Genomic DNA, 26,926 nt, shown 5'->3' with positions numbered 1-26,926 from the left:
AATCATGGGCGACATAAGAAGAACCAAGTAGGTATAATATTTGACATCAATACCGAAACATGAACCTATTCATATTCACTCATTTATTTATTATACACCGCTGAGGTTATTAAATTTTCATTCCTAAATTAAGCGTTTTGCTTGTTACTTTCGCTCTGCCTGGTAACACAGATCCGGAGGCTCTGCCTCCTTTTACTTCCCAGATTATAGGAGATAGGACTGTAGTCGTGGTTTAAGTTATTAAATTTTCGTTCCTAACTCGTATGCTGCTTGAGGAAATTCCTTTAATCGTTCACTATTCCTGACGGGAGTGGATAGGTTTTCTTTTTCACCCTTATTCTCTCCCGGCGCGGTGGCTCTAGTTCTTCTAAAAGCCACCGTTCTCATCTTTATTCAGTCTAAACTACAGTTATTCAACCCGCAGGCGAGTGGGTGAGAGTTTGTGTAGACGCGGTTTCAACCGCCCAGTTTCGTCAATCGGTAAGCAAACTCGGAGAAGTAATCACAAAGACATCCCTAGTTCCCACTCCTTCTAATTCCGGTTTAATTGGCGTAGTAAAGTGGAAAAATTCGTGGTCATTTACTAGCAGCAATTCTCCCGGATGCAGAATTTTATTAAAAACAGGCTTCTCTTTTTTCGCCAAGTACAAATGCGTTTCCCCGCCGACAATATTAGTGCGATCGACCGAGAAAATCCCGATAAAATCAGTACCGTCTTGGTGAATGCCTTCCGGTGCGGGGTTGCCGAAATTGTGCGGCGAGCAACTTGTCCTGATTTGATGCACTCCGATTTCGGCTTCTGGGTGAATTTTGCAGGAGTCGAAGAAGGCAAAAATCAGTTGTTTGAAGTTATCGAGGGCAATTAGCCGATCGTCCAATTCGGCATATTCCCGCCGGATATCACCCACCACCCGATTGTATGCTTTGCTTTGGAACAAGTAGCCGTGAGGTAACTTAACTAACTCAGTCCCGTTCACTGCAAACCGCGACAATCTTCTGGAACGATACTTGCCTTTAATGTAAGGATCGATCGGCATATCGTTAAAAAATGGCTGGAAACCTTCGAGCTTAATCGAGTTTACTTTCTTGAAAGTAAACATGAAAGCATAGTCCAATTGAATGGATTCTAATACTGTTTTCATAGATTTTTCTCCCTAAAGCCTTGCTCCCCTCCTTAATTTTGCCTTAAGGAGGTGTATGCTTCTAGTCTAGCTCAGGTTTTTTGCACCTGTGGTAAAAAACACTACAAAATTTGCAAAGATATCGTAAAGAAGGAAGAAGGAAGAAGGAAGAGGGAAGAAGGAAGAGGGAAGAAGGAAGAGGGAAGAAGACATACACAGCAAGCTTTTTAGCGATCGGTATTTGACGTTTAATTAAGTGGATTTACTTAGCAGTTTAACTCCGCACCGCTTTCACTAGCGACTGACAGGCCCGCAGGAAGACGGCAACATCCGCCCCAAGTGCAACGTATTGAACGCCAACATCAATCCACTGCTTGGCGATTTCGGGGTTTTCGGCAAAAGTACCCGCTGCTTTGCCTGCTTTGCGGATGGTTTGCACTGCTTCCTGCATCATGTTGATGACTCGGGGATCGCGGACTTGGCCCGGAATGCCGATCGACTGTGACAGATCGTAAGGCCCCAAAAAAATCACATCAATATGTGGCACAGTCACAATTTCTGCTAAGTTATCGATGCCACCTTTACCTTCGATGTGAATCACAACCAAGGATTCTTCATTGAGTTTGTCCGTGATATCAACGCCCGCAGCAGTGTAACGTCCAGCCCGCGTAGCGAAAGAAAGACCCCGCGTGCCCAGAGGACTGTATTTAGCGCTTTTGACAGCAATTTCGGCATCAATTTTGCTTTCAATTTGCGGTACTTGAACGCCTGCGCTGCCGATGTCGAGAGCTCGTTGAATTTGCGGCCCATCGTTTTTGCGGACACGGACAATTGGTGCAATGCCGGTGCAGTCGGCCGCGCGACACAAATCTTCAGCAGCAAGGGGGTGCAGGGGGCCGTGTTCCATGTCTATGACGGCAAAATCAAATCCAGCGTGACCGCAGATTTCGATGAATGCGGGATAGGCGCAGTTCATAAATAAACCGAGGACTGTTTCGCCTTGTTTGATTTTTTGTTTGAGTTGGTTTTGACGCATGGTTTATTCAGTTGACAGTTGACAGTTGACAGTTGACAGTTGACAGTTGACAGTTGACAGTTGACAGTTGACAGTTGACAGTTGACAGTTGACAGTTGAGGGCGACCTCTCCCGGTCAGGAAGAGGATTGAAGTAATGAATAGTCTGCTTTTAATTTCTCCCTACAAGGGAGAGGCTTTAACCCAATTCTTTCTGGTAATGCCGGAAATTTGATGTTTTTTTACCGCGAATTAATGCCGATGAACCCAGATTGTTTTTAATTTTACACTCTTCAACCTGCGGAGGCAGGTGAGAGTTTGTATAGACGCGGTTTCAACCGTACGTCTGATCTTTATGTTAAGAGGATAGATAAAAATTTTATAGCTGATTTAGCTTCGATTTTAAAGGGAATCAAGCACACAACCCAGGCAAAAATAAACATTCCTAATATCAGTAAAAATATTGGCCCCACGGAGGGTTCTACGAACCAAGCAAATAAAGCAAACATTCCAATACTGCCAGTTGTCCACAGCCAAAGCATCATAAATGCTAGGACTATTTTATGTAAACTCATCCTAATTTTGATGGAACAACCAAACGGTTGAGAATGGATATATCCTTCGATAATTGGCAAAAATGAATTGCGGCCAGTGATGATGCGACTGATTTTGAAGGTATTGCCAGAGATTGTTCCTTCATAAGGTTTGGCAGGTGGCGCGCCGAAGGGTAGAGTTATTCTAAAAAGTTTGGGAGGAGTCACAACTTCGTCCAACCTGTTCAAAACTTCCAAAAAAGTTAAACTGGTGATAATTGTTAAATCCTCAAAGGGAATCAATGACTTAAAAAAATTGACGATTTTTAGCATAAAGTTGATTCGGCTATTCAATAGTTGTCACTGCTATTAATGCCTCTTATATAAAAAAGTTTGCCCTGACTGTACCGCGAAATACCAGTATAGTGCAAAATAAACATTTAAATGCGATGAGTGTTTTTTGCTGATGTCAAAATTAATTCCACAGTCTCCGATGAAACTGCGACGGTATCTATTTTCGCTCAAAGGTCGATCGCTCTTCACCTTCACCCTCAGTCTAATTGCCTCCCTCTCGGCTATTACCCCAGCCTTGGCCGCACCTGTGCGCAATCCCGACAAAGAGGAAACTTGCGACATTCTCGTAGCAGGCGGCGGGCTTGCAGGTGCTGCTACCGCTTACGAAGGTTTGCTGGCGGGGCGCACCGTTTGTATCACGGAAATTACTGACTGGTTAGGCGGTCAAATTTCCTCCCAGGGAACTTCCGCACTTGATGAAAGAGAAACTCAGCGATCGCTCTTATTTTACCCCCGCGGCTACCTAGAATTGCGGCGGCGAATCAAAGAACATTACGGGAGGCTAAATCCCGGCGGCTGTTGGGTTAGCTATTCCTGTTTCATGCCCTACGACGGCCACAAAATTCTATCTGACATTTTGCAAAATGCGGCTCAAACAGGCAAAGGGAAGCTGAAATGGTTTCCGAATACCGTGATTAAAGAATTAGCAATTACTCCGGCGGTGGCGGGGAATGCAGTTGGCGGACAACAAATTAAAAGTGCGATCGCCATTCAACACAAACCAGCCGCCAACACCCCGCCCATCAACACCGAAACCCTGTCTAAAACCATCGAAGATGCCTATCGCTACGAAAACTCGGCGCGATTTAACAAAACTATTATTCGGTTCACTTCCAAACCACCCAACCAGTCAAAATCAAAACCTAGAGGTGCAGATTGGTTCGTGGTAGATGCGACTGAAACAGGCGAATTAATCGGACTTGCCGATGTTCCCTACCGCCTCGGAATTGACCCGCGTTCACCTCTCGAACCTTCCTCCGCCAGCCCAACCGGCGACCCTTACTGCACCCAAGGTTTTACCTACACCTTTGCGATGCAAGCAACAAAGGAACCGCAGCAGCATCAACAGCCGTCTTTTTATCAACAATACGCTCCTTACTACAGTTACGAACTGGCGAGATTAGCCAGCTTTCCGCTAGTTTTCAGCTATCGCCAAATTAAAACCATGAGACCGGATGAGCCGCGCCCTTCCGATCCCAAGAAATTCCCGATTTATCCTGGGGATATTTCCATGCAAAACTGGACTTGGGGGAATGACTACCGCCCCGGTTCTGCTGAGGATAATTTAATTTATTCTCGCGCGCAATTGGAGGCTAACGGTCAACTGCAACCGGGCGCATGGATGGGTGGTTTGCGAACGGAAACTTTGCGCCGCGGCGAAGAAAATGCTCAAGGATATTTCTACTGGTTGGTAGCAGGAACTACTGACTCGCAATTAGGTAATGGAGTGAAAAAACCTTATCCAAACAATCGTTTGTTGAGCGGATTGGATTCGCCGATGGGGACGGTGCACGGACTTTCTAAATATCCTTATATGCGGGAAGGTCGGCGGATTATTGGACGGCCGACTTTGACTCAGCCTCAAGGTTTTACGGTGTGGGAAGTTGATATGTCTCGGACTGATTTTAAGACGGATTTTTACCGCGAGAATTTGTCGAAGGAAGAGTACCGAGATTTGTGGTTGGCTGTGGGTGGTTTGAACGCGCCGGCTTTGGCTGTGGGAAGTCAGACTGTTGAGGAGACTAAATCGCGATCGCGCGCCCGGATTTATCCTGATAGTGTGGGTATCGGTCATTACGCGATCGACTTTCACCCCTGCATGACCAACAGCCCGCCGGAAGCACCGGGAAACACCGAACGCGAAGGCACTCGCAAAGGTCAAGGACAAGCTTATCCGTTCCAAATTCCGCTGCGGGCAATGATTCCTCAGAGGATTGACAATATGTTAGTGGCGGGTAAAAGTATTGCTGTTAGCCACACGGCGGCGGCTGCTTATCGAGTGCATTCTTTTGAATGGTCTGCTGGGGCTGCTGCGGGTGTTACGGCTGCTTTTTCCCTAGAAAATGGGATTTTACCCTATGAATTGGTGGACGAATTACCATCCCGCGAGCCGAATTTGGAGGCGTTACAGTTGCGGTTGCAGCAAGACAAGAATCCGATCGCCTTTCCAGGTACTTCTATTTTCAATAGTTCGTGGCAAAATTGGAAATAATCGCAGTTGGTAATCTGTAGGGCGGACATCCTGCCCGCCGCACAATAAAATTCACTCTTTGTGGAACAGGGTGGAACAGGCTTTCGGGCCTGTTCCTGACACCCCACAATTAACTCGTTACCAAGAAGAGCCTGTTAACAGTATAAAATAACCAATAAGTGAATATTCAACCAACAGCAATTTGTCATCCATCTTTCGATAGAACCAATCAGACACTGCTTTAGTCGGATAATATCAATAATCCCCAAAAATATTCCCCCCTTCCCCTTCAAACTCGTCAAAGGTAACGGTCATGTCAACTGCACAGCTCACAGCCAATCCCAATAATGTTTATGCCAAACAGTTACTCAGAACCTTAGTAGCTGTCAAAAAAGGGGACTTTTCAGTGAGGATGCCCATAGACCAGACCGGTCTAGCCGGGAAAATTGCTGACGAACTTAACGATATTATCGAGCTCAATCAGAGAATGGCCGCCGAACTCGATCGCATCGGCACAGTTGTCGGGAAAGAAGGCAAAATCGCCCAGCGCGCCACCATCGGCAACGTTGAAGGTTCCTGGGCAGCTAGCGTCAATTCTGTCAATACCCTAATTACAGATTTAGTGCAACCAACCTCAGAAACCGCCAGAGTAATTCGGGCCGTAGCAAAAGGAGATTTATCGCAAACCATCCCCCTAGAAATAGAAGACAGACCACTCAAAGGAGAATTCCTCCAAACAGCCAAAATTGTCAACACAATGGTAGACCAATTGAGTTCCTTCGCCTCAGAAGTAACCAGAGTTGCTAGAGAAGTAGGAACCGAAGGCCAATTAGGCGTACAAGCAGAAGTGGAAGGAGTAGCAGGAACCTGGAAAGATTTAACAGATTCTGTTAACTCAATGGCCGGGAATTTAACAGCCCAAGTCCGCAACATTGCCGAAGTGACAACCGCTGTAGCCAATGGCGATTTATCCAAGAAAATTACCGTAGATGTTAAAGGGGAAATTCTCGAACTGAAAAACACGATTAACGTCATGGTGGATCAGTTGAGTTCCTTCTCATCAGAAGTAACCAGAGTTGCTAGAGAAGTAGGAACCGAAGGGAAATTAGGCGTACAAGCAGAAGTCAGAGGAGTTGCAGGAACCTGGAAAGATTTAACAGATTCTGTTAACTCAATGGCCGGGAATTTAACAGCCCAAGTCCGCAACATTGCCGAAGTAACAACCGCTGTAGCCAATGGCGATTTATCCAAGAAAATTACCGTAGATGTTAAAGGGGAAATTCTCGAACTGAAAAACACGATTAACATTATGGTGGATCAGTTGAATTCCTTCGCCTCAGAAGTAACCAGAGTTGCGAGAGAAGTTGGTTCCGAAGGCAAACTAGGCGGTCAAGCAGAAGTTAAAGGAGTTGCGGGAACTTGGAAAGATTTAACTGATAGCGTTAACTTCATGGCCGGCAGTTTGACATCACAAGTCCGCAACATTGCTGATGTGACAACCGCTGTGGCCAAGGGCGATTTATCTAAGAAAATTACCGTAGATGTTAAAGGGGAAATTCTGGAGTTAAAAAATACCGTCAACACGATGGTTGACCAGTTAAATTCCTTCGTATCAGAAGTAACTAGGGTGGCGCGGGAAGTAGGAACCGAAGGGAAATTAGGCGTACAAGCAGAAGTGCAGGGAGTAGCAGGAACCTGGAAAGATTTAACGGATTCAGTTAACTCGATGGCCAACAATTTAACAGCACAAGTCCGCAACATTGCTGATGTGACGACTGCTGTTGCTAACGGTGACTTATCTAAGAAAATTACGGTACAGGTTAAAGGCGAAATTTTAGAACTAAAAAACACCATTAACGTGATGGTGGATCAACTTAATTCCTTCGCCTCAGAAGTAACGCGGGTGGCGAGGGAAGTGGGGTCGGAAGGTAAACTCGGCGGTCAAGCGGATGTCAGAGGCGTAGCAGGAACCTGGAAGGATTTAACGGATAGTGTTAACTTTATGGCCGGCAGTTTGACGGCGCAAGTGCGGAATATTGCGGCGGTGACGACTGCTGTAGCAAATGGCGATTTATCTAAAAAAATTACTGTAGATGTTAAAGGTGAAATCCTAGAGTTAAAAAACACTGTCAACACGATGGTTGATCAGTTAAATTCCTTCGCTTCAGAAGTAACTCGGGTTGCGAGGGAAGTAGGAACAGAAGGCAAATTAGGCGTACAAGCTGAGGTAAAAGGAGTTGCCGGAACCTGGAAAGATTTAACGGATTCTGTTAACTCGATGGCCGGGAATTTAACAGCACAAGTCCGCAACATTGCTGAAGTGACAACTGCTGTGGCTAATGGGGATTTATCCAAGAAAATTACCGTTGATGTTAAGGGCGAAATTCTTGAACTGAAAAACACGATTAACATCATGGTGGATCAGTTGAGTTCCTTCTCATCAGAAGTAACCAGAGTTGCTAGGGAAGTAGGAACCGAAGGCAAATTAGGGGTGCAAGCTTACGTGCGCGGGGTAGGCGGAACTTGGAAAGATTTAACAGATTCAGTTAACTTGATGGCGGGGAATTTGACGGCGCAGGTGCGGAATATTGCGGAAGTGACGAAGGCGGTAGCAAATGGAGATTTGTCTAAGAAAATTACCGTTGATGTTAAAGGCGAAATTCTGGAGTTGAAAGATACTATTAATGTGATGGTTGATCAGCTTAATTCCTTCGCTTCTGAAGTGACGCGGGTGGCGCGGGAGGTGGGAACTGAGGGTAAATTGGGCGGTCAAGCTGAGGTGAAAGGAGTTGCGGGGACTTGGAAAGATTTAACCGACAATGTAAACTCGATGGCGGAGAATTTGACGGCGCAAGTGCGGGGTATTGCTAAAGTTGTGACGGCGGTGGCGAATGGCGATTTGAAGCGTAAATTAATTCTGGAAGCTAAGGGAGAAATTGCGACTCTGGCTGATACGATTAACGAGATGATCGATACGCTGGCGACGTTTTCCGATCAAGTTACTACGGTGGCGCGGGAAGTTGGAATTGAAGGGAAATTGGGTGGTCAGGCGAAGGTTCCGGGGGCGGCGGGGACGTGGCGAGATTTGACGGACAATGTGAATGAATTGGCGGCGAATTTGACTACTCAGTTGCGGGCGATCGCCGAAGTGGCAATTGCTGTTACTAGAGGCGATTTAACGAGGTCAATTTCCGTCGCTACTGAAGGAGAAGTTGCCATTGTCAAAGATAATCTCAACCAGATGATTGTCAATCTCCGGGAGACAACGCATAAAAATACTGAGCAAGATTGGCTTAAAACAAACCTGGCTAAGTTCACTCGAATGCTACAAGGTCAGCGGGATTTAGAAACTGTTTCTAAACTGATTCTTTCTGAATTGACTCCGCTGGTTTCGGCTCAGCACGGTGTCTTTTTTATGATGGAATCTATAGATCACGATCCGTTTCTCAAACTGTTAAGTACCTACGCCTACCGGGAACGCAAGCATCTAGGAAATAGATTCAGTTTAGGTGAAGGTTTGGTCGGACAGTGCGCCCTGGAAAAAGAACGAATCCTGTTGACGGAAGTACCGGACAATTACGTTAAAATTAGTTCGGGGCTGGGAGAATCTGCGCCGCTGAATGTCGTGGTTTTACCCGTACTGTTTGAGGGACAAGTGACGGCAGTAATTGAGTTAGCTTCGTTCCGCCGCTTCAGCGAAATACATTTGACATTTCTCGACCAACTTACAGAAAGTATCGCGATTGTTCTAAATACAATTGGGGCGAGTATGCGGACGGAAGACTTATTAAAACAGTCGCAGTCTTTGACAGAAGAGTTGCAAAATCAGCAAAGGGAACTAACGCAAACTAACAAGCGTCTCGAAGAACAGGCGCAGTCGCTCCGCGCATCTGAGGAATTGTTGAAAAATCAGCAGGATGAGTTGCAACAAACGAATGAAGAATTAGAAGAACAAGCTGAATTGTTGGCGCTGCAAAATAAGGAAGTTGAGCGGAAAAATCGAGATATCGAACAGGCGAGGGCGTTGCTGGAAGAAAGAGCCGAACAGTTGGCTCTAACTTCTAAGTATAAGTCGGAGTTTCTGGCAAATATGTCTCACGAGTTGCGAACTCCGCTGAATTCGCTGTTGATTTTGGCTCGATTGCTTTCAGATAATCCTGACGGCAATTTGAGTTCTAAGCAAGTTGAATACACGCGCACTATTTATTCGGCGGGAACTGATTTGTTAGAACTGATTAATGACATTTTGGATCTTGCTAAAATTGAATCGGGCACGATGTCGGTGGATATTGAGCAAGTTTTGTTTGGGGATTTGCGAGAGCATTTGGATCGAACTTTCCGCCAAATCGCTCTGGATAAGAAGTTGAGTTTTAAAATAGAGCTTGAGGCTGCGTTGCCAAAAGGTATCTATACTGATGCTAAACGGCTGCAACAAGTTTTGAAGAATCTTCTCTCTAATGCTTTTAAGTTTACTGAGCGGGGTGAGGTGAAGTTGGGTGTCGAAGTAGTGCGGGAAGGGTGGAGTTTAGAGATTGAAGCTTTAACGAGTTCTGCTACTGTTTTGGCTTTCTCGGTTAGCGATACGGGGATTGGGATTTCTGATGACAAACACAGGGTTATTTTTGAGGCTTTCCAACAAGCTGATGGTAGCACTAGCCGGAAATACGGGGGCACTGGTTTGGGTTTGTCTATTAGTAGAGAAATTGCTAATCTGTTAGGGGGAGAAATTAAGTTGACGAGTCGCGCTGGTGAGGGTAGTAAATTCACGCTTTATCTGCCGCAAACTTACCAAGAATCGGAAATAATGAACGATCGCGATTCGGGAACCTACAACCAAACGGCGCAGTTGTCGCCGGGTGTTTCTGGGACAGTTCCTTCGCCGAATTTCCATTTGCCGGTCGCGCCTTATCCGTCGGTTACAATATCTGATGACCGAGAAAATATTGAGAGTGGCGATCGCATCCTTTTGATTATCGAGGATGATGTCAATTTTGCTCGGATTCTGGTGGATATGGCGCAGGAACAGGGTTTTAAAGCTTTGGTTGCGTTGCGGAGCGATATCGGTTTGGCGATGGCGCGAGAGTTCAAGCCAACGGCGATTATGCTGGATCTAAATTTGCCTGTGATGGATGGCTGGACTGTGCTCGATCGCCTGAAGCACGACGCGACTACGCGCCACATTCCGGTTCACATTGTATCAGTTGAAGAAGGGCGGCAGCGCAGTTTGCAGTTAGGGGCGATCGCGTATTTACAAAAGCCTGTCAGTCATGAGGCTTTGAGCAAAGCTTTGACTGATATTAAGGGTTTTGTGGAGCGCCCCGTGAAAAATTTGCTAGTTGTCGAAGATAACGAAACGCAACGTCTTAGCATTGTGGATTTAATCGGCAATCACGATGTTTCAACGACGGCTGTGGGTAGCGGTGCAGAGGCGCTAGAAATTTTGAAGACGGGGCATTTTGACTGCATTGTGCTCGATTTGGGACTGCCCGATATGACTGGTTTTGAACTGATCGAGCAGATCAAGCAAGAGCCGAGTTTGAAAAGTTTGCCGATTATTATTTATACGGGCAAAGAGTTGACGAGAACTGAAGAAACTCAACTTAAGCGCATGGCGGAAACAATAATTATTAAAGATGTGCGATCGCCAGAGCGCCTGTTGGATGAAACTGCTTTGTTCTTGCACCGAGTTCAAGCAAATTTGCCGGAACCTAAGCGCCAAATGCTAGAACAGTTATATCAAACAGATTCGACACTCGCGGGCAAAAAAGTCTTGATTGTTGACGATGACGTGCGGAATATCTTCGCCCTCACGAGTATGCTGGAGCGCCATTTAATGCAAATTGTGTTTGCTGAAAACGGCCGAGAGGGTATTGCTCAGTTGCAAAATACGCCTGACATAAATATTGTGTTGATGGACGTGATGATGCCCGAAATGGACGGTTACGAGACAATGGAAGCAATTCGCAAGATGCCTCAATTCGGTTCGCTGCCAATGATTGCTCTGACTGCGAAAGCTATGAAGGGCGATCGGGAAAAATGTATCGAAGCTGGGGCGTCTGACTACATCACGAAGCCTGTTGATACGGAACAATTGCTCTCGCTGCTGCGCGTTTGGCTTTATCGGTAATGGAACAGTTGACAGTTGACAGTTGACAGTTGACAGTTGGCAGTTGGCAGTTGGCAGTTGGCAGTTGGCAGTTGTTAGTTGTCAACAGTCAGCAGTCAACAGTTAACAGTTAACAGTCAGCAGTTAACAGTTAACAGTTAACAGTCAGCAGTCAACAGTTAACAGTTAACAGTTAACAGTTAACAGTCAGCAGTCAGCAGTCAACAGTTAACAGTTAACAGTCAACAGCTAACAATAACCAATTACTAATTACTAATGCCCGAAACTCATGAACTGGAAACAATCGAAATTCAACTCCTACTAGAGGGAATATTTCGCTATTACGGATTTGATTTTCGTAATTATGCCCTTGCCTCTATCAAGCGCCGCATTTGGAACACTATTCGCTCAGAACGGCTCACCACGGTCTCTGGACTTCAGGACAAAATACTCCACAATCCTGCCTGTTTAGAGCGTTTTTTGGTGGATGTTTCTGTTAATGTAACTACGATGTTTCGCGATCCTAAATTTTACATTAGTTTCCGAAAAAAAGTAGTGCCGATGCTTCGTACTTATCCTTTTATTCGGATTTGGCACGCTGGATGTTCAACGGGAGAAGAAGTCTATTCTATGGCAATCTTGCTGCAAGAAGAAGGGCTGTACGATCGCTGTCGGATTTACGCTACTGACATGAACGAATTAGTGTTAAAAACAGCAAAGGCTGGTATATTCCCTTTGAAACAAATGCAAGAATATACGCAGCTCTACCACCAAGCAGGCGGCAAAAAAGCGTTTTCTGAGTATTACACTGCTGCCTATGAAAATGCTATTTTTGGGTCTTCACTTAAAGATAACATGGTCTTTGCTCACCACAACTTAGCAACAGATACTTCTTTTAATGAATTTAATGTAATTGTGTGCCGCAATGTGATGATTTATTTTAATTCACAGCTTCAAGAACGGGTACATAAACTTTTTTATGAGAGCTTGGGAATGTTTGGAATTTTAGGATTAGGACATCAGGAGTCTCTAACTTTTACACCTTATGAAAAATACTATGAAGCAGTTGAAAGAAGTGACAAACTCTACCGCAAAATTAAATAAAAATATTTTTGAGATAGTGGTTGTTGGCACGTCTTTGGGAGGGCTAGAGGCTCTAACTGTCCTGCTGGCAGATTTGCCACAAAGTTTTCCTTTACCGGTGGTTATTGTCCAACACCGCCATAAGAGTTCTCCCAACAGCCTTACGGATTTTTTACAACAGCAAAGCTCTCTCCAAATCACGGAGGCTCAAGACAAAGAGCCGATCGCCCCTGGCCGGATTTACTTGGCTCCCGCTGACTATCACTTGCTCGTAGAATTGCCCTGGATGGAGAAATTTAGCATTGATGAAAACGACGGTACAGCATGGGAGAGCGCGGCGGCGGAGCCAATCGACAATTCAAAATCCCCAATCCTCAGTCGCGTTTCTCCTACATTTGCACTATCAACTGATGCTCCTGTCTGCCACGCGCGGCCCTCTATCGACGTGCTGTTTGAGTCTGCTGCTGATGCCTTTGGGGAGAAAGTTATCGGCATAATTTTAACGGGAGCTAGTTCTGATGGGAGTGAAGGGCTGGCAAAAATTAAAGCTGAGGGAGGATTGACATTTGTGGAGGAACCTGCTTCGGCTCTATGCCGGACAATGCCGGCGTCCGCGATCGCAAATGTTGAAGTAGACTGGATTTTACCCCTCTCTAAAATCGCTCCGTGTTTAGTCAACTTGCTAACAATTAAAAATTAAAAAATTTATGGATGTGGAACGCGAAAATCAAGTAAATGTCCTTCTAGTTGACGATCGGCCAGAAAATTTGGTGGCTCTAGAAGCTATCCTCAACAGCCATTCTTATAATCTAGTACAAGCTAATTCGGGCGCGGAGGCTCTGAGATGTCTGCTGAATGACGATTTTGCGGTGATTTTGCTTGATGTGCAGATGCCGGGAATGGATGGATTTGAGACGGCAACATTGATTCGCTCCAGAGATCGATCGCGATCGACTCCGATTATTTTTGTCACAGCATTCAGCAGTAATGACACCCACGTGTTTAAAGGTTATTCTCTGGGTGCGGTGGATTACCTCTTCAAACCTTTGGAACCGGAAATATTGACATCGAAGGTGCAGGTATTTGTGGAATTGTTCCAAAAAACAGCCGAGGTGAAGCGACAAGCAACACAGTTAGCTGCTGTTAATAATGAACTCAGTAAAAGTGAAGAGCGATTTCGTACTTTGTGTGCTTGTTCGCCCCTGGGAATTTACTTAGCTGACGTTGAAGGTCGCTGTACTTACATGAATCCCCGCTGTCAAGAGATTTCCGGGTTAATTTTGGATGAAAATTTGGTGTCAGTTTGGCAGCGGTCGGTTCATCCTGAAAACCGCGATCGCGTAGTAGCAGATTGGTTAGGTTGGATTAAAGAAGGTCACGAATATTCGAGTGAGTTTCGATTAGTTGATAACGAAGATGTGCGTTGGATTCATGTGCAGTCGTCGCCAATGTTTTCGGATTTGGGAAAACTGATCGGTCACGTTGGTACGGTTAGAGATATCACAGACCGCAAGCAAGCAGAGGAAGAACGCGGCAGACTGATCCGCGAACAAGTGGCGCGGCAAGAAGCTGAGAGAGCTAACCAGATGAAGGATGAATTTCTGGCTATTCTATCCCACGAACTCCGTACTCCTTTAAATGCCATTCTCGGCTGGTCAAGGCTGCTGCGGGCCAAAAAGTTTGACCAAGAAACTATTGATAAAGCCCTAGAAACAATTGAGCGAAATGCTAAATCTCAAGCGCAACTCGTTGAAGATATTTTAGATGTTTCGCGAATTCTGCGCGGAAAATTAAATTTCAATTTGTATCCGATTCAGTTGAAAAATGTGATTGAAATGGCAATTGATTCTCTGAAACCGCTGGCAGAGACAAAATCAATTGTGATAGAATTTCAATCTGACTCAAATGTTGGTAAAGTTATAGGCGATAGCGATCGCTTGCAGCAAGTAATCTGGAATTTGCTTTCAAATGCGATTAAGTTTACTCCTGAAGAGGGTAAAATAGAGGTGCGGTTGAAGTTAGTTGGCGACGAGGCCCAAATTCAGATAATTGATAGCGGAATTGGTATTGCTCCTGATTTTCTGCCTTATGTTTTCGATCGCTTCCGCCAAGCTGATAGCAGCACAACTAGGTCTTACGGGGGTTTGGGGCTGGGATTGGCGATCGTCCGTCACTTGGTGGAACAGCACGGTGGTAAGGTTGGCGCACAGAATAATACGGGCGAGGGTGCGAAATTTACGGTTTCTCTACCAGTTGCTGAGGACAACGGGCAAGGTGATCTTGATGATTGCTCTGAACTCAATGACGCGACAGAGGCTCTCCCAACTCTTGCTAATTTGCAATTGCTGGTGGTGGATGATGACGATGACACGCGGGAGTTTTTGATTGCTGTACTCGAAGACGAAGGAGCTGTGGTGCGATCGGCAGCATCGGTGGCCGGGGCTCTAGCTGCACTGGAGAGTTCTTGGCCAGATGTGCTGCTGAGCGACATTGGAATGCCGGGAGCAGACGGCTATGAGTTGATCGCGCGGGTGAGAGAAATGGAAGTGCTGCGGGATCGAAAGATGCCTGCGATCGCCCTGACAGCTTACGTGAGAGAGTCCGATCGCCGACAAGCGCTGGAAGCTGGTTTCCAGATGCACTTATCTAAACCTGTTGAGGTAACTAAATTAATTGCAGGAATTGCCAACGTCGCAGGAATCCTCAGCAATCCGGTGGGCCTCAAAGCTGTTGAATCATTCAACTTAAAAGGCCAGAGATCGGAGGCTCAAAGGGACTCGGCGGTTGAAACCGCCTGAGAGTAAAACTATCGTCTGCGGAGACAGACGATCGACAGCGACGGGGTATCTAAGCCGGATTTGGTAAGTTGTACTGCATTTAAATTGTATTTCTTGATCGGGCGGCACATCAAAAATCCTCAAATCCTCAAATCCTCTCCCCCTCTCCCCCTCTCCCCCTCTCCCCCTTTCTCCCGATCCCTCTCCCCATATCCGCCTTTCCCGTGCCGATTATCAAGAAAAATATTAAACTAGCTGAAAGGACGAGCGATCGACAGTTCGGAACAAGACACCGGTGTTTCCCCAAAAAACCGGACATTTGCCGTTTTTTGCTTTAACCTGCCTTCAAACTACAAAATTACCTGACATTCAATGAATATTTTTAGCAGTCTGCTTTCCGCACCAACTAAACAACCCCAAGTCACAAAACAGCGTCGAGGCATTGAAATTAAGTCGGAACGCGAAATCGAAATAATGCGGCAGGCGGCGAAAATTGTCGCAACCGTACTGAAAGAAATTTCGCAACTTGTAAAACCGGGAATGACTACTGCTGATTTGGATATTTATGCCGAAAAACGCATCCGAGAAATGGGTGCAACTCCTAGTTTTAAAGGCTATCACGGTTTCACTGGCTCGATTTGCTCTAGCATTAATAACGAAGTTGTTCACGGCATCCCCAGCCGCAAAAAAGTAATTCGTGCCGGAGATGTTCTCAAAGTAGATACGGGAGCATATTACCAAGGTTTTCATGGCGATTCTTGCATCACGATCGCAGTTGTTGAGGTGACACCGGAATCTGCAAAATTAATTAGAGTTGCCGAAGAAGCTCTTTATAAAGGTATTGAACAAGTGAAGGCGGGAGCGTATTTGCTGGATCTGGCTGGTGCGATCGAGGATCATGTCAAAAGCAACGGTTTTAGCATCGTTGAAGAGTTTACAGGCCACGGTGTCGGGCGCAATTTGCACGAGGAACCGTCGGTTTTTAATTTCCGTACTCGCGAAATGCCGAATGTGAAATTGCGATCGGGTATGACATTGGCGATCGAGCCGATTCTGAATGCGGGTTCTAAGTTCACTCGGACGCTTGCTGACAAGTGGACTGCTGTAACGGTTGATAATGCTATGTCTGCTCAGTTTGAGCATACTGTGTTGGTGACGGACACCGGTTATGAAATTTTGACCGATCGTTCAAAAGTTTAAGTCGCAATGGTTCAAGAATAATTGTGCGATTGCCGCGCTCGCGCGAACAACGCTGCGCGGTTTTGATTTTTGAATTAATCAGTTTTTAATCATTGGATCAAAACAAAACTTAAACCTCTTGAGTTTAACCACAATACGGTTTAGTTAATGATGTTTATTCCCCGGAGATGCCCCTAAATCCCCCTTAAAAAGGGGGACTTTGAGAAATTTCTTGTCCCACCCTTTTTAAGGGGGGCTAGGGGGGATCAGGTTTAACTGAACCGTATAGGAGTTTAACTACAATTTTTTAAGTTGATTCTATAGATGGAGGAAAAAAATAATTGAATTAGGCTAAATTCAAAGATAATATTGATAAAACGTAAGGGTAACGGATATGTTAGCACGATTATTATTGGTAGATGATGAACCGGGCTTGCGGGAAGCGGTACAAGCTTATTTGGAAGATAGCGATTTTTCGGTTGAGGTTGCCAGTAATGCTCGGGATGGCTGGGAACTATTGCAGCAGATCAATCCTGATTTGGTGATTTCAGACATTATGATGCCGCAGGTGGACGGCTATCAGTTTCTGAAGCAAGTGCGGGAAGATCCTCGCTATAAGTCTTTGCCGGTGGTGTTTTTGACGGCTAAGGGGATGACGGGCGATCGCATTCAAGGCTATCAAGCAGGCTGCGATGCTTATCTTTCTAAGCCCTTCGATCCCGACGAGTTGGTAGCAATTGTCACGAATTTGCTGGCCCGTCGCGCGGCGGCTAAGGAGACGAGTGGCAATGGTGAAAGTCCTGATATTGCTGCTTTGGCTAGCCAAATGGCGAGAATTGAGTCTTTGCTGAGTGGCCGGAGTTCGATCGTCCAAAGTGCTTCGTCGATTAAAATTGATTTGACTCCGCGAGAGCAAAGTGTTTTGGATTTGGTTGCTCAAGGTTTGATGAATAAGGAAATTGCCCGCCGCTTGGAAACTAGCGTGCGTAATGTGGAAAAGTATGTCAGCCGTTTGTTTAGCAAGACTGGTACTAACAGCCGTACTGAGTTGGTGCGCTACGCTCTAGAACACGGTTTGACTAAGTAGAAACCGATACTTTTTTGCTGGTGGCTATGTCTCGCCGCTCTGCGTTACCAGGCTCTTCCTGGTAACGAGAATTGTAGCAGTTGATAGTTAGCAGTTGACAGTTGACAGTTGACAGTTGACAGTTGATAGTTGACAGTTTCATAGTACGGAAATCAAACCATTTATGCTCAACAGGTATCGGCTCTATTCATGAGGTTATTTATGTCCCCGCCCGATGTGGCGCTTGCTATATGCAAAAAATGATAACTATCAAGTTATAAGTATTGACAAAAATTCGGTGGATGTGTTAACAGGAAATCAGTTTGCTGGTAACAGGGGGTGCGATCGCACTTTTCGCCGTTTTCAGCCTGAAATAGACACTCGCTCTCATTTCCGAAATTACTTAAAAGAAAACCTGATTGTTTAAGAGTTTTCACGTAATCAATAGAAACGGGAAGAGTTAGCCGGATACCCTCCGTCAGGCAAACTTGCCCCAAAGTGTCACAGATAGGGGTATATTTTGTCAAAAAATAAGCGACTATTAATTAATAGCAGCGCAGCAAAGTAACGGCGGATGTTTAAATTTATAGCAGCACCAAAATTTAGTTGATACCAGGAGGAGATTATGGGGAAAATCACGGCGCGACAAACGATAAGTGCAATGGTAGCATTGCCGATCGTACTAATGACCAATACCACTCAAGCTGTAGCTACTGATACCAGTCAGAAAATAGAACCAAATAAGCAAGTTTCTAATTTTGGTGATGAGCTTGATTTAGAGATGGTGGCACCAACCACAACAATCCTCATTGAAGAAAGCGAAGATTGGGATCTACCTGATTTTTCAGCTACTAATTTAGATATGGAGATTGATAAAATTCTGATCGAAAATGTGCAAGTTGTCATTGAGGAGCCACCGCCCGTAGTTTATCTCAGTGCGGCGAGGGGCCAGCAAAGCAGGGAATGCAAGATTTCCGCCGTCTGCGAATAACTGCATCGGATTTGTGGGATTTTTGGCGATTCCCTACGGGATAGCTAAGCTTCACGACTTTTTTGCTCGGTACAATGTGAGCCACCGAGGGTTCAAAAAATCAGTAAAATCCGGTGGATTTTCCTGAGATTATGATAATAACAGAGTATGTATTTTTTCGGGTATGCTTTAAGGGCGATCGGCTCAAATAATCGGACAGTTTCAGAGCTGAGGTACGGGCAGCTAGAAACCGGGTTTCTACGAATTTTGGGTATGGTAACGAGAAATATATAGCGGTTCTCAGAAAGATTCGCGGACGACTGGGCATAGGGAATAGGGCATAGGGAATAGGGCATAGGGAATAGGGCATACCTCACTTTTTTGAGAACCGCTATAGCCTTTCTAAAAAAGATGAGGTATGTCTGGTAATTGGTAATTGCTAATTGCTAATTGGTAAGCGATATGTATTACCATAAAGCGTTGGTTTAAAGCCTCTCCTCGATCGGGAGAAATTAAAAGAAGACGATTGATTACTCCTATCCTCTTCTTTCTTTTGTCAAGTGCTGTCCCAGGTCAATTGTCAACTGTCAACTGTCAACTGAAAGCATCTATATCTATCAGGATTTTAAAATATTATGACTAATTCGCACTGCCACCAAGACACCGCAGCAGAGCAAAATAAAAGTTCGCTGCAAACTCTCTCCCGGACTCTCTCCATGTCTCAGGGGCAATTTTCGCTGATTTTGGTCAGGTGCAATTACAGTGCGATGCGAGAGGAAACTGTACGGCAATTGCGGCAGCAGTCTGGTGTCGAGATTCGAGAACTTGTCCTCCCGACATCTGTTAAAACTCTGTACACGACGATAGAAACCGAACTTGACGGTAGCCACCCCCAAGCTTTAATGGTGTTTGGATTGGAGTCCGTAAGTGCGATCGATCGCGTGCTGACATCTACCAACTACGTCAGGGAAGAATTTCGCAATAATTTTCCCTTCCCGGTGGTGCTGTGGGTGACAGACAAAATCTTAAAAAAACTGATTCGGTTAGTCACGGATATCGAGACTTGGACGACAAGCGTGGAATTTGTACTCGGCCCCGACGAGTTGGTAAATTTCTTGGGCAAAAGTTGCGATCGCATTTTTGGCAAGATTTTAGAAAGTGGCAATTGGCGTTTAAGCAACTCTACCATTCTCGGAGCCAATTCTTTAACTGAATTAGAGTCGGCCAGGCAAGACTTGCAAACTTGCAACATCAGGTTAGAACGAGCTATTGAAGCCAGTTTGCAATTTATTCGCGGTCGAGACGAATATGCTAGCCACCGCATTCAGGCGGCCCTTGAATTGTATCAAAAAAGTCTCACTTTTTGGAAGTATCAAGTAGCATTTATCGGCTCAAAAACAGAATTTAGCGATTTGTTATTTACTGTTCACCCTGCACCAGTATTAGAGGGGATTCTACTCTTTCACATCGGTCTTTGCTACCGTTTTCAAGCAGAAAAACATCGCAGTGGCAACCGTCCTTACTGGACGGAAGCTAAAAATTATTTTCAGCAATGTATTGATGTTCTCGAACGCGCCGGACAGCCAGATCTAGTCGGTATATTCATCAATCAACTCGGCGAAGTATTGCAGCATTTAGAAGATTGGGATGCACTCTGGAATTTAGCTATCAAAGCTCGGAGGTTACATGAAAATATGGAAAACTCAACAGTTAATTTGGCTCAAGATTACGGCTTTTTGGCTAGAGTAGCCTTAGAGCAAAAGAATTGGCAAGGGGCGAAAGAATGGGCTTTAGTCGCCCTACACTCTCTCAACTCAAAATTTGAAGCGACGGGACACGGAACGGCTCTAAAATCGCAGCATCAAGGCTTGTATTTGTTAATTTTAGCAGAGGCACAGAGCGAGTTGGGCGAGGTTGAGGAGGCGATCGCACATTTAGAATTAGCTCGCTCAGAAACCGAACCTTGCTACAACCCACAACTGTATTTGCGGGTTTTAGAAATGCTGCGAGGATTCTATTTTCAGCGGGGAGAATATCTCAAAGCATTTCAGCTTAAGCAAGATTATCGAGCGGTAGAACATACGTATCGCTTCCGAGCTTTTATTGGAGCCGGAAAATTACAGCCACACAGAGAAGCGATTAATCCCGCCGCCGAAACAGTTGCCGCTGCTGCTACTATTGCTGACGAAATTACAGCTTCCGGTAGAGAAGCAGACCTCAACCGCTTGATATATAGGATGAACAATACCCCAGACAAACTGACAGTAATTTACGGTCAGTCTGGAGTTGGTAAAAGTTCAATTGTCACCGGGGGATTAGTGCCGGCACTCAAGCAAAAAAAGATCGAAATGCGGACTGTTTTGCCTGTAGTGCTGCAAGTTTATAATAACTGGCCGCGGGAATTGACCAGACAGTTATCTGCGGGGAAAGCTGAAATATTCGATCGCGAAAATTTCGATGCAGTACCGGGAGCAGCTTCGGGAGATTTGACCGTAGCAGGCGCAGTCAACGGCAATCTGCGGCAGGAATTTAACGGCGATTCGGCCCTAATCAATCAGGATCGGATTGAGCAGTCACAGCCTGTAGAATTAATTGTCGAAAAACAGGCGATCGAATATGAGAAAATCATCAAAGAGCTGCAAACAAATTCAGAACATCTAGTGACTGTTCTGATATTTGACCAATTTGAAGAATTCTTTTTCGTGTGGAAAGAGCCAGCAGAAAGAAAGATATTTTTTGAGTTTTTGCGGGAATGCTTGAAAATCAAGTATTTAAAAGTTATCCTGTCTTTACGGGAAGATTACCTGCACTATTTGCTGGAATTTTCCCGACCAAAAAAACCAACACAAGCCATCAAAAATGATATTTTGGCGGACATTCTCAGCAAAGATATTCTGTTTTATTTGGGTAATTTTTCCCAGGGCGATGCGCGAGCGGTAATTCGCACTTTAACTGAACGATCGCAGTTTTACTTAGAACCTGAGCTGATCGAAGAATTAGTCAAAGATTTAGCTGGAGAATTGGGAGAAGTCCGCCCGATCGAACTGCAACTTGTGGGCGCTCAACTCCAACAAGAGGACATTAGAACTTTAACTCAATATCAGGATTTGGGCAACAATCCGCAACACAAATTAGTCGAAAGATTTCTCGAAGAAGTCATCAAAGATTGCGGGCCGGAAAATGAAGGGGCTGCACGTCGAATTTTGTATTTTCTCACAGATGAAGATGAGATTCGACCCCTAAAAACCCGCGCCGAATTAGCCTCTGATTTGGCTATATTTGCAGCTACTGACAAATTAGATTTAGTCTTAGAACTGTTAGTCAAATCCGGTTTAGTTTTTCGGTGGACAGAACTACCGGCAGAGCTTTATCAGCTCGTTCACGACTATCTAGTTAGCTTCATCCGCCAGCAACAAGAATTAGATAAAAAGGCAGAATTCGAGGAACTCCGCAAGCAAAACCAAATTAACCGAGATGAAATTGAACAAATTCGCAAAGATAGAGAGCGAGATGCTTTGCTCTCGGAAGCTAGAGACAACCAGCGCTTAGCTAGAGACAAACAACACCAAGCGGAAGCTCAACTTTATCAAAGTCGGAGATGGCAATTGCGGGCGGCGATTCTAGGATTGCTGGTACTCGCAGGTGTTTCGTGGATGGGATTCGAGCAAGCAAAATTAGCAGAAAGCGCGCGCCAAGAAGCAGAAACAAGTCGGACTGATGCCCTAAATTCGGCGTCGGAAGCTTTGCTGCTTTCTAATGAAAAAAATCAATTAGGAGTGTTGGAAAATAGTATCAAAATCGGCCGCGATTCTCTGAAAAGTACCGCGCTACCTGTGGATACTAAAAATACAATTGCTGAGAGGCTCAGACAAGCTATTTCTGGAGTGCAAGAAAGCAACCGTTTCCAGCAACACAGCAAGTTTGTTTTGGATGTGAGTGTGAGTCCAGATGGTAATTCAGTTGCTTCAGCAAGTGCTGACAAAACTGTTAAATTGGTGAGCAAATCAGGTAAGTTATTAAAGACTTTCAAGCATGATGATATCGTGACGAGTGTTAGTTTTAGCCCGGATGGGAAAACGATCGCAACTGGTGGCGCCGATCGCAAAATTAAAATTTGGCAAGTGGATAACGACAAAAGTGCGATCGCCACTTTATCGGGCCACCGCGATATCGTCACCAGCGTCAGCTTCAGCCCCGACGGCAAAACCCTAGCCTCCGGGAGTCACGACAACACCATCAAAATATGGAACCTGGAAACAAAAACATTGGTGCAAACCTTAACCGGACACAAAGACTGGGTGCTCGGTGTCAGTTTCAGCCCCGACGGCAAAACAATTGCTTCAGCAAGTGTTGACAAAACTATCAAACTTTGGAATCGCAAAGGTAAAACCCAAAAATTTCAAATTAATCCCAAAACATTAACCAAACATTCTGACATTGTTTACAGCGTTAAGTTCAGTCCCGACAGCCAACAACTCGTCTCAGCCAGTGGCGACACCACAGCCAAAATTTGGAACCGAAAGGGTGAGGAAATCAAAACTCTCAAAGGACACAACGATGCAGTTGTTAGCGCGAGTTTCAGTCGCGACGGCGAAAAAATTGTCACCGGCAGCGCCGACGATACGGTGAAAGTTTGGAGTCGCAGCGGCACTTTGCTCAACACTTTTCGAGGACATCAAGACGACGTGAGGGCCGTAACTTTCAGCAGTGATGGCACGATTGCTTCCGCCAGTAAGGACAAAATGGTAAAAATTTGGCAACCAAACAGCACTCCGTTGAATAAGATTTTATCTGGACACGGAGACTGGGTTTATAAAGTAAGTTTTAGTGGGGACGGCAAAACAATTGCTTCGGCTAGCGGCGACAAGACGGTGAAACTTTGGCGCCCTGATGGCAGTTTAATTAAAACCTTAATAGGTCACAAGGATTCTGTTACCTGGACGAGCTTTTCGCCGGACAATAAAACTGTTGCTTCTGCCAGCGATGACAAAACGGTGAAAGTCTGGAGTTTAAATGGGAAACTGTTAGATACTCTGCGTCATAGTGGCATTGTGAGAAGCGTGAGTTTTAGTCCAGATGGCAAGATAATTGCCGCCGCCAGTGCCGATCGCAAATTGTACCTCTGGCGCTGGAACGGTGCTAAAGCAACTTTGTTGGCAAAACTCGATCACAGCAATCCAGTAATTAGCGTTAGTTTCAGCCCCGACGGCAAAACTATTGCTACTGCTACTGCTACTGACGACAAGGCAAGCGACAAGAAAAATGCTTTTGAAATTGCCGGAGAAAATAGAGTTTACCTCTGGCAATTTAACGGTACGTCGGCGAAGATTCTGACAACTCTCGATCACGCGGATAGTGTCAGAAATGTTAGTTTCAGTCCAGATGGCAAGACTGTTGCTGCTGCTTGCGCTGACAAAAAAGTTTACTTGTGGGGGTTTGATGGCAAGACCGCAAATTTAACTGAAAAACTCGACCACAGCGATACTGTGGAAAGCGTGAGCTTCAGTCCTGACGGCAAGTTGATTGCGGCGGCGAGTGCGGGAAATACGGTTAAGCTGTGGAATTTTGACGGCAAGAAGGCGCTGCTATCGAAGACTTTGGAATCGAGCGATCGGGTGTTGAGCGTTACTTTTAGTTCTGACAGCAAAACTCTCGGTTTTGCTAGCAGGGATCGGACTGTAATTCTGTTGCCTGTGGAGAATTTGGAGCTGAATAATATTATTGCTCGGAGTTGCGAGTGGTTGGGGGATTATTTGCAGAATGACCCAAATGTCACTGAGGGCGATCGAATGCTTTGTCTTGGGTTTGGGAAGCAGGCGTTAAATAAGAGGAAGTAAACCTTCATTCAGTTGACAGTTGACAGTTGATAGTTGATAGTTGATAGTTGACAGCTTACCCGCTCGCAAGGGAGAAGAGTTGACAGCACTTGACAAAAGAAGGAAGAGGATTGGAGTAATGAATAGTCTGATTTTAATTTCTCCCTACAAGGGAGAGGCTTTAAACCAATTCTTTCTGGTAAAATAAGATGGCGGTTGGAACCGCCGGGTCTTCTTAAAACATCTATCTATTGACTCATTTTTTGTGCTGTAAATTTGCGGTAAATTAGACTAATAAACTTAATTGCACATCAACTCCCAATTCAAATAAAAGGTAAACCGCATGGAAATCAACTCCCAAAATATCCAACCCGTTCCGCCCTTCAGCGAGAAAAATGAGGAAACACCAGACATCGGTGGCGGTTTACCCGTAATTCAGTTTTGGGCAGAGCATACTTTGTCCCCGGAAGGGCCGAAACTTTGGAAAACTTTGCTACACAATAGTGCTTGTTTGTCCTGTTCTTGGGGCACTGGCGGGCAGAAAGGAGGCTTTACGAATGAAGAGGGCGAAAAACTTCAGCGCTGCATGAAAAGCGTTGAAGCAATCTCGGCTGAAATTAAACCTGCTGTCAAGACTCACTATTTTGAACAGCACAGAATTGAAGAACTCCAGCAATTAACTTCAATGGAAGCAGATAGGCTAGGAAGGCTGAGTTTTCCGATGATTTTGCGGGCTGGTTCGTCTCATTACGATCGCATTTCTTGGCAAGAAGTCTATGAAATTGCCGAGGCTGGATTTCGCAAAAGCCCGGAACGAGTGGCATCTTACAGTTCCGGCCGCTCTTCCAACGAGGCGGCTTTTCTGCTGCAATTAATGATGCGCGCGATGGGTTCCAATAACTTAGCAGATTGTTCGGATTTGTGCCACGCTCCCTCGACAACCGGGTTAAGCGAAATGTTTGCTACCCGCACCTCGGTAGTGAGTCTAGAAAACTTGAAGCAAGCAGATTGCGTCGTGCTCGCGGGCGCGAATTCTGCCTACAATCATCCCCGCTTCATGAACGAGTTGATTAAAATTCGCGACAAAGGCGGTAAAGTAATTGTCATCAATCCAGTGATGGAAATCGGGTTAGTCAAGTTTGGTTCTCCAGCATTTCCCGTCAAATCTCTCGTCCCCGGTTCCGATATTTCCTCGCTCTACTTGCAACCAATTCCCGGCAGCGACACAGCCCTATTTGTGGGAATTCAAAAATCGGTAATCGAACAAGGATTGTTAGACGAAAAATACTTGCAAGCCCACACAGAAGGCTGGGAAGCGGTAGTGCAGCACGCCCGCGAAACCGACTGGGAAACTATTACTAAAACTTGCGGGGTTTCTCAAGCGGAAATTGAGGCAGCAGCTAAAATCATCGGCAATTCTAAGCGGGTTGTATTCGGTTGGGCGATGGGAATTACTCAACAACAAAACGGCGTAGATAATGTTTTCAGCCTGGCCAACACTGCTTTGATGACGGGAAATGTCGGCAAAACAGGGGCGGGATTAATGCCGGTGAGAGGACACTCAAACGTCCAAGGATTCGGCTCTATGGGCGTGACTGTGGAGCTGAAAAAAGAAATCCAACATACTCTCGAACAGTTGTTGGGGCGTCCCCTGAGCGCTGTTAAGGGTTACAATACTCGATCGCTCATTGAAGCAGCAGATGAAGGCAAAGTCGATACGCTGATCTGTTTGGGTGGCAACTTGTACGGGGCAAATCCAGATTCAACTGAGGCAAAACGTGCTTTAGGCAAGATTGAAACCATTATTTACCTCGCAACTAAACCAAACTTAGGACATTTTAGCGGATTGGCAAAGTACAATACAATTGTGCTGCCGGTGCTGAATCGCTTTGAAAATCCCCACAAAACAACGGTAGAATCTGGTAATAATTTTGTACGTTTCAATGATGAAGGAGAAACTCATCTCAAAGATGCTGATTTAATTCCAGAAGTGCATTTTTTGACAGAATTGGCGAGCCGAATTCATGGCACTTATCCGGTAGATTGGCGACAACTTCAAGATACTAAATATGTTCGACAATTGATTGCTAAAACGATTCCTGGCTATGAAAAAATGGCAACAATTGATGAAACCAAAGAGGAGTTTACTATCAGCGGGCGGATTTTTACGGAACCTAAATTCCCGACTGATTCCGGCAAAGCCAAGATGTTTGTAACGCCTTTGCCCTTGCTGAAACTACCGGAAATTAAAGAGTTTGGAGTATCGGAATCGGTGCGGGGTTTAGTGGTGGCATTGATGACGGGGCGCAGTTATTCTCAGCACAATACTGTGGTTTATAAAATTGATGACAAGTACCGGGGAATGCCACACCGCAACTGCATTCTGATGAATCGCGCGGATGCAGAAAGCACTGGTATGCAAGAACATCAGCGGGTTACGGTACAGGGAAATGTGGGGAAAATGGAAAATGTGGAAGTGATTTATGGGGCGGTTCGTGAGGGTGCTGCTTTGATGTTTTATCCTGAAGTTAATGTAATTTTTCACCCGGAGATTGAAAAGCGATCGGGCACGCCTGCTTACAAGCGAGTACCTGCTTTGGTATACGCAGAAGCTTAATCAGTTTTGGGCGCACTCTGACTAAAGAAACCGGGTTTTTACCGAATCTGCCGGTTATAACGAAGTATTGTCGTAAAAAACCCGGTTTCTGCGACCCCA

The 26,926-nt window shown here is 45.3% G+C and carries 14 protein-coding genes; 11 read left to right on the top strand and 3 right to left on the bottom strand.

From position 1 onward, the window contains the following. Window positions 1-473 precede the first annotated feature (473 nt). From K4039_RS16950 to K4039_RS16940, 3 genes are all read right to left on the bottom strand, one after another. A complete protein-coding gene (locus K4039_RS16950) occupies window positions 474-1,142 on the bottom strand; it encodes a 2OG-Fe dioxygenase family protein (protein WP_265236746.1) in 669 nt (222 codons plus the stop codon). Between the two features lie 253 nt (window positions 1,143-1,395). Further along, on the bottom strand, window positions 1,396-2,157 hold the full coding sequence (locus K4039_RS16945) for an HpcH/HpaI aldolase/citrate lyase family protein (protein WP_265236744.1): 762 nt from the start codon (window positions 2,155-2,157) through the stop codon (window positions 1,396-1,398). A gap of 331 nt (window positions 2,158-2,488) precedes the next feature. Next, the gene (locus K4039_RS16940) at window positions 2,489-3,001 is read right to left on the bottom strand and encodes a hypothetical protein (protein WP_265236741.1); all 513 of its coding nucleotides are present in this window, start codon (window positions 2,999-3,001) and stop codon (window positions 2,489-2,491) included. A 160-nt stretch (window positions 3,002-3,161) separates the two neighbouring features. On the opposite strand from K4039_RS16940, the gene K4039_RS16935 reads away from it, so the two are divergent. The 11 genes from K4039_RS16935 to K4039_RS16885 all read left to right on the top strand — a co-directional run bounded on the left by K4039_RS16935 (window position 3,162) and on the right by K4039_RS16885 (window position 26,827). Continuing rightward, window positions 3,162-5,234 (top strand): FAD-dependent oxidoreductase, encoded by a 2,073-nt coding sequence (locus tag K4039_RS16935; RefSeq protein WP_321161622.1) that lies wholly within the window; start codon window positions 3,162-3,164, stop codon window positions 5,232-5,234. 292 nt (window positions 5,235-5,526) lie between these two features. Next, on the top strand, window positions 5,527-11,340 hold the full coding sequence (locus K4039_RS16930; protein WP_265236738.1) for a HAMP domain-containing protein: 5,814 nt from the start codon (window positions 5,527-5,529) through the stop codon (window positions 11,338-11,340). A gap of 255 nt (window positions 11,341-11,595) precedes the next feature. Beyond that, window positions 11,596-12,423, top strand: coding sequence for a protein-glutamate O-methyltransferase CheR (locus K4039_RS16925; RefSeq protein ID WP_265236736.1), 828 nt, complete (start codon window positions 11,596-11,598; stop codon window positions 12,421-12,423). Continuing rightward, window positions 12,395-13,102 (top strand): chemotaxis protein CheB, encoded by a 708-nt coding sequence (locus K4039_RS16920; RefSeq protein WP_265236734.1) that lies wholly within the window; start codon window positions 12,395-12,397, stop codon window positions 13,100-13,102. Before K4039_RS16925 ends, K4039_RS16920 begins: the two co-directional genes overlap by 29 nt. A 7-nt stretch (window positions 13,103-13,109) precedes the next feature. After that, a complete protein-coding gene (locus K4039_RS16915) occupies window positions 13,110-15,200 on the top strand; it encodes a response regulator (protein WP_265236732.1) in 2,091 nt (696 codons plus the stop codon). A gap of 351 nt (window positions 15,201-15,551) precedes the next feature. Next, window positions 15,552-16,379 carry a type I methionyl aminopeptidase gene (gene map / locus K4039_RS16910; RefSeq protein WP_265236731.1) on the top strand — a complete coding sequence of 276 codons (828 nt, stop codon included), beginning with the start codon at window positions 15,552-15,554 and terminating at the stop codon, window positions 16,377-16,379. Between the two features lie 373 nt (window positions 16,380-16,752). Then, entirely contained in the window at window positions 16,753-17,445 is a 693-nt protein-coding gene (locus tag K4039_RS16905; protein WP_265236729.1) for a response regulator transcription factor, read from the top strand. A gap of 604 nt (window positions 17,446-18,049) precedes the next feature. Next, window positions 18,050-18,415 (top strand): hypothetical protein, encoded by a 366-nt coding sequence (locus K4039_RS16900; RefSeq protein WP_265236727.1) that lies wholly within the window; start codon window positions 18,050-18,052, stop codon window positions 18,413-18,415. A 614-nt stretch (window positions 18,416-19,029) separates the two neighbouring features. Next, window positions 19,030-24,231 carry a hypothetical protein gene (locus K4039_RS16895; protein ID WP_265236725.1) on the top strand — a complete coding sequence of 1,734 codons (5,202 nt, stop codon included), beginning with the start codon at window positions 19,030-19,032 and terminating at the stop codon, window positions 24,229-24,231. 40 nt (window positions 24,232-24,271) lie between these two features. Then, entirely contained in the window at window positions 24,272-24,418 is a 147-nt protein-coding gene (locus tag K4039_RS16890) for a hypothetical protein (protein ID WP_265236723.1), read from the top strand. A gap of 135 nt (window positions 24,419-24,553) precedes the next feature. Then, complete coding sequence (locus K4039_RS16885; RefSeq protein ID WP_265236721.1) at window positions 24,554-26,827, top strand: FdhF/YdeP family oxidoreductase; 2,274 nt, start codon at window positions 24,554-24,556, stop codon at window positions 26,825-26,827. Window positions 26,828-26,926: the final 99 nt, after the last annotated feature.

Origin of the sequence: Lyngbya sp. CCAP 1446/10 (assembly GCF_026130175.1) — a bacterium.
In the GTDB taxonomy this organism is placed as follows: domain Bacteria; phylum Cyanobacteriota; class Cyanobacteriia; order Cyanobacteriales; family Microcoleaceae; genus Microcoleus.
This window is presented reverse-complemented; position numbering and strand designations above follow the sequence as displayed.

Bases quoted from the DNA above. Each gene is read 5' to 3' on its own strand.
- K4039_RS16950 (WP_265236746.1), bottom strand. From the start codon at position 1,142: ATGAAAACAGTATTAGAATCCATTCAATTGGACTATGCTTTCATGTTT.
- K4039_RS16945 (WP_265236744.1), bottom strand. From the start codon at position 2,157: ATGCGTCAAAACCAACTCAAACAAAAAATCAAACAAGGCGAAACAGTC.
- K4039_RS16940 (WP_265236741.1), bottom strand. From the start codon at position 3,001: ATGCTAAAAATCGTCAATTTTTTTAAGTCATTGATTCCCTTTGAGGAT.
- K4039_RS16935 (WP_321161622.1), top strand. From the start codon at position 3,162: ATGAAACTGCGACGGTATCTATTTTCGCTCAAAGGTCGATCGCTCTTC.
- K4039_RS16930 (WP_265236738.1), top strand. From the start codon at position 5,527: ATGTCAACTGCACAGCTCACAGCCAATCCCAATAATGTTTATGCCAAA.
- K4039_RS16925 (WP_265236736.1), top strand. From the start codon at position 11,596: ATGCCCGAAACTCATGAACTGGAAACAATCGAAATTCAACTCCTACTA.
- K4039_RS16915 (WP_265236732.1), top strand. From the start codon at position 13,110: ATGGATGTGGAACGCGAAAATCAAGTAAATGTCCTTCTAGTTGACGAT.
- map (WP_265236731.1), top strand. From the start codon at position 15,552: ATGAATATTTTTAGCAGTCTGCTTTCCGCACCAACTAAACAACCCCAA.
- K4039_RS16905 (WP_265236729.1), top strand. From the start codon at position 16,753: ATGTTAGCACGATTATTATTGGTAGATGATGAACCGGGCTTGCGGGAA.
- K4039_RS16900 (WP_265236727.1), top strand. From the start codon at position 18,050: ATGGGGAAAATCACGGCGCGACAAACGATAAGTGCAATGGTAGCATTG.
- K4039_RS16895 (WP_265236725.1), top strand. From the start codon at position 19,030: ATGACTAATTCGCACTGCCACCAAGACACCGCAGCAGAGCAAAATAAA.
- K4039_RS16885 (WP_265236721.1), top strand. From the start codon at position 24,554: ATGGAAATCAACTCCCAAAATATCCAACCCGTTCCGCCCTTCAGCGAG.